This is a genomic window from Bartonella saheliensis (assembly GCF_902162175.1).
In genome coordinates, this window is sequence record NZ_LR607266.1 from 1 (window position 1) to 3,936 (window position 3,936).

Genomic DNA, 3,936 nt, shown 5'->3' on the forward strand with positions numbered 1-3,936 from the left:
GGACCAAAGCGGGTGGTAAACGCTTGCAAGGTCTTGTCCACCGGCGTGTCGCAGAAGCCGGATTATGGGCGAAAGGCGCTTATGTTTCCTCCAACTATCAAACCGTAGAAACAAAGGATTCAACAGCGCTCTTTAAAGTAGAAGCATTGGCACCAGTCATTGGCTCTTTTTCAGGTCTTGGCGGCTTATTAGCGGGCAACGGTCCAGTGCAATGGGCTCTCGCTAGCATTATGGTTCTAGCTGCAGGTGTTGGTCTTTTCTTTGTTGCCAAACGCTTTCAGGAGCACCGCCTATGATCTTATGGATGAAAAAAAATCTGCTGTTAACAGGTGCGGCTTTTGCTGCTTTTTTTATGGCTTTAGCCAAAGCTTTCATGCTTGGCAAAAAAGCAGAACAGCAAAAGCAAACAGAAAAAACGCTAAAGGCAGCAAAAACACGTCTGGAGGTGGAAAATGAAGTTAATCAAAAAAATGACACTGATGTGCGCACTGCTCTCTCTCGCTGGTTGCGTAACAAATAACTATGTCTCTTGTGTTGGCTGGTTACCCATTTATTTAAACAAAAGAGATGTTAACGTCATCAGTTCAAGCTTAGCAAGAGATATCTTAAAACATAACACTCTAGGTGAACGTTTGTGTGGATGGAAACATGGCTAGAAGAAAAACAAGAGATGATATAGAGCTTACAGAAGCGGAAAAAGAAATCCTTCAAGAAATCATCATGACCTATAAAAGTGTAAAGGTGATGTCGCGTTATACGAAATGGATTGTACTGATTATACTCTTATTAGCGCTTGATTTTTCACGGATCCTAGATGCCATAGAGAGTATTTTTACACAAAAACCAAATATCCGACTCTAAATACGCTCTGAGACGTGCTAAATTTTTTAGCCAATAGATTTTTCATTTTGCACGTCTCATTAAAGCGATGAACAATATTTTTACACATTTTACAGTGTTTTTTTAAAAAATTTTGCACATCATATTTCCCCTCAAAATAGCTAAAAAATACGCAAAAAGATTTGTTAAAACTTTAGATTATTTTTCACAACAGAACTTAGTAACATTCAAAAAATATTAGATAAAGTTAGTGAAAAAAAGAGGCGCTCTGTAGAGGCAATTGTAAAAAAATCTATTCTGTTATAAATGCAGCCCACTGTTCCAAGAGAGTATGTCGTTGTTCTAAAAAATCTGTTCGCATATAAGCTTTGGTCACTGAACTCCCAACGGAATGTGCAAGAACAGTTTCGGCAATCTCAAATGGTGTTGATGTTGTTTCTGCTATCCAATCCCGTAAGCTTGAACGGAAACCATGAGGGCAATAAGTTAAACCACAAACTGTCATATATTTGGACATGCTTGCATCAGAAATTGGCTTGCCGGTAAGACCAGAAAAGAGAAAACCTTTTTTCTCAAAAGGGAGAGATTTTTCAATCACTTTCAAAGCTCCATGAGTTAATGGCACGCGAAAATCTGAAACTTTCCCTACAATACCTTTCATATTTTCTTTCGGTATTGTCCATATATCCTTATTTATTTGTTCAAGACGTAAATATCGCAATAGATATGACCGTACTCCAGTCAAAATCAGAAGCTTCAGTGCTAAATTTGAAAGAATCTTATCATCTAAATTCTAATAAAAAGCCGGTACTTCTTGCCATGGCATAGCAGGAATATTTGTTGATGTAGCACGGGGCTTTCCTAAAAGGGCGCGTGCTTTCATACAAGCCTGTAGATCAACATCTAAACCAAGAGCTGCAGCATATTTCAAGCAAATGTTAATACGATTAAGTGCTTTACGCGCTGTATCTGCTTTTTCATGCCAAAGAGGTACCAAAACATTGCGAATGATATTCGCTGTTAATTGTTCTATAGGCAAACTCCCTATATGTGGAATAACATGTAATTCTAGTGGAGAAAACCAACGCCCATTTTTGCCTTCATTCTTTAACTCAGCTTTTTTACTTTCAAAAGCCGCCTGCGCAACTTCTTTAAACATATTGCTTTGCTGTTTTAAAATAGTTTGTTCTTGAAAGATAATAGGATCATTGCCTTCTTTAAGAATATCACTGTAATATCTTGCAAGTTCTCGTGCTTCTTTTAAAGAAAGTCTTGTGACAGAACCAAGCCCCATTTCACGGCGCTTATTGTGGTGTGTATAGCGAAAAAACCAAGAGCGAGTATTGTCTTTTCGAACATTCAACCACACACCCCTGCCCCATCACAATATTTACCTTGAGGAGATGCCTTTACGAATGCTGCTGATAGTCTATGAATTGCCCTCACTTAATTTACCTTCTCGTCCACCTTTTTTGGTCCACCTTTTAGACCACCTTAAATTCAAGACTTCTTCTCTAGGTATGTTCATTGATTCGAACACTCAAAATTCTTTTGTTTTTAACAAAATGAATTCTTAAGGAATCTCTCTAATTTTATTATAATTATTATACTTCAATGTTAATTTGCTCCTGAAAATGATATGTGCTATATTAATGGGATTATCTTCATCAAAGTTATCCAACGGGATAATAACTCTTTCTAAGAAATACGAAGTCTTCAATAAAAAATTATTAAAAGCATCAAAGAAAGAGATAATACGTTTTTACAAAAGTTTTTTAAATTTATATTAAGTCCTTTTAAATACACTATATATTAATTTTCTATAATAATTTATTGTTTTATCTGTTAAATGAAAAACCTGAATATCATAGATCTTTCATTTAAAATTTATTTATATTCAATCAATTAAAATCACTTTCTTGCGCCCCATAAGGGAAGCTAGCATGTGAATAGAAAACGCTTTATGAACCATCTCAACGCCAAGAGCTATAGCAACATTGAAACTGACAAAAATATATGATGGTATCAACTTTCTCCTTCATAACTGAAAGATGTTGGTGTACTAATATACTATTCGTGGGGTCTTTAGCATTATACCATTCACAAGTATTGTCACAAAATAGGTGTAACGTGCCTTGAGAAATACCTTTTGAAAATAAACTCGTAAATTAACAACAATAGGTAAATCATGTTTGAGCTGTTCTCTTTATCAGTGAAGGACATCACTCTATTAAAAAACGTGAGACATAAAAACGTAAAGCAATGCTTAATTTTCATTATTAAAAAGATATTGATGTCGGTGCTTTTGAAAGTCTGAAAACCAAATTAAAAGAAAATGATCAAACGATTAATCGCTTTGTACCTATCCCACATCATTTTTTCTAAAAAATTTATGAAATTGATACGCGTCCATTTTTAAAAAATTAAAAGACTTATAAACCTTCTTTCAAAAATGAAACTTACACCACTCTTTCAACAAGGTAAAAATTTTAAAATCAATTGGTGCAAAGTTCAAAAATAATTATTCCCATTGCTTTACAAAAATATCAGTATTTTTAAAAACTTATTAATTCATACTTGAAAGATTATATACTGTAACCTATCGCCATAATAAATAAATTGCGTATAACATTAATGCATATAATTTATTTATTATAATTATTTTCCTCTCTACAAGATTAAATAATCTACCATTTGAATATGGAAAATATTGAAGAATATAAATATATTCCTAAATTAATATATATACGTTTTACTGTTTGAAAAAGATAAGTCATATTTTTAAAAAATACACTATGATTACCAGGATGAGTTAATAAAATAACTTTATTTAATAAGTGACTGCTCTGTTTACTAAGCAATAAATTTGGTTTAGAAGTAGAAGTATTAATAGTAACAGCTGTTCCTTCTGCTAAAATTGTATATTCAGATGCTTTCACAACAGATAAAAAAATTAATAATATAACACATATGGCAAAGAAATATTTTATAATCATTTTTGTGATTTACCTCTATTAATAAATATTCATAATGAAATTAACATAATTCTATTTTTATGTCTATATTATATTTAATAAAAAATAAAAACTATATGAT

General features: G+C 32.8%; 5 protein-coding genes and 1 pseudogene. 4 read left to right on the forward strand and 2 right to left on the reverse strand.

From position 1 onward, the window contains the following. The 4 genes from FS875_RS09415 to FS875_RS09430 form a co-directional block, all read left to right on the forward strand. The coding region (locus FS875_RS09415; protein WP_144756070.1) for a lysozyme at positions 1 to 296 on the forward strand (296 nt) is incomplete at its 5' end. Further along, positions 293 to 520, forward strand: coding sequence for a hypothetical protein (locus FS875_RS09420; RefSeq protein ID WP_144756073.1), 228 nt, complete (start codon positions 293 to 295; stop codon positions 518 to 520). The genes FS875_RS09415 and FS875_RS09420, both read left to right, overlap by 4 nt. Continuing rightward, positions 453 to 656: a hypothetical protein gene (locus tag FS875_RS10725; RefSeq protein ID WP_144756076.1), complete on the forward strand. Its 204-nt coding sequence runs from the start codon at positions 453 to 455 to the stop codon at positions 654 to 656. Before FS875_RS09420 ends, FS875_RS10725 begins: the two co-directional genes overlap by 68 nt. Beyond that, on the forward strand, positions 649 to 861 hold the full coding sequence (locus tag FS875_RS09430) for a hypothetical protein (protein WP_139413584.1): 213 nt from the start codon (positions 649 to 651) through the stop codon (positions 859 to 861). Before FS875_RS10725 ends, FS875_RS09430 begins: the two co-directional genes overlap by 8 nt. A 271-nt stretch (positions 862 to 1,132) precedes the next feature. Here FS875_RS09430 and FS875_RS09435 read toward each other — a convergent pair. Both FS875_RS09435 and FS875_RS10845 read right to left on the reverse strand, forming a co-directional pair. Then, a pseudogene (locus tag FS875_RS09435) lies at positions 1,133 to 2,286 on the reverse strand (tyrosine-type recombinase/integrase). A gap of 451 nt (positions 2,287 to 2,737) precedes the next feature. Next, a complete protein-coding gene (locus FS875_RS10845) occupies positions 2,738 to 2,869 on the reverse strand; it encodes a hypothetical protein (RefSeq protein ID WP_281282258.1) in 132 nt (43 codons plus the stop codon). Positions 2,870 to 3,936 lie beyond the last annotated feature (1,067 nt).

What these genes read in the sequence shown, in the direction of transcription:
- FS875_RS09430 (WP_139413584.1), top strand. Translation starts at nt 649, where the DNA reads ATGGCTAGAAGAAAAACAAGAGATGATATAGAGCTTACAGAAGCGGAA.
- FS875_RS09420 (WP_144756073.1), top strand. Translation starts at nt 293, where the DNA reads ATGATCTTATGGATGAAAAAAAATCTGCTGTTAACAGGTGCGGCTTTT.
- FS875_RS10725 (WP_144756076.1), top strand. Translation starts at nt 453, where the DNA reads ATGAAGTTAATCAAAAAAATGACACTGATGTGCGCACTGCTCTCTCTC.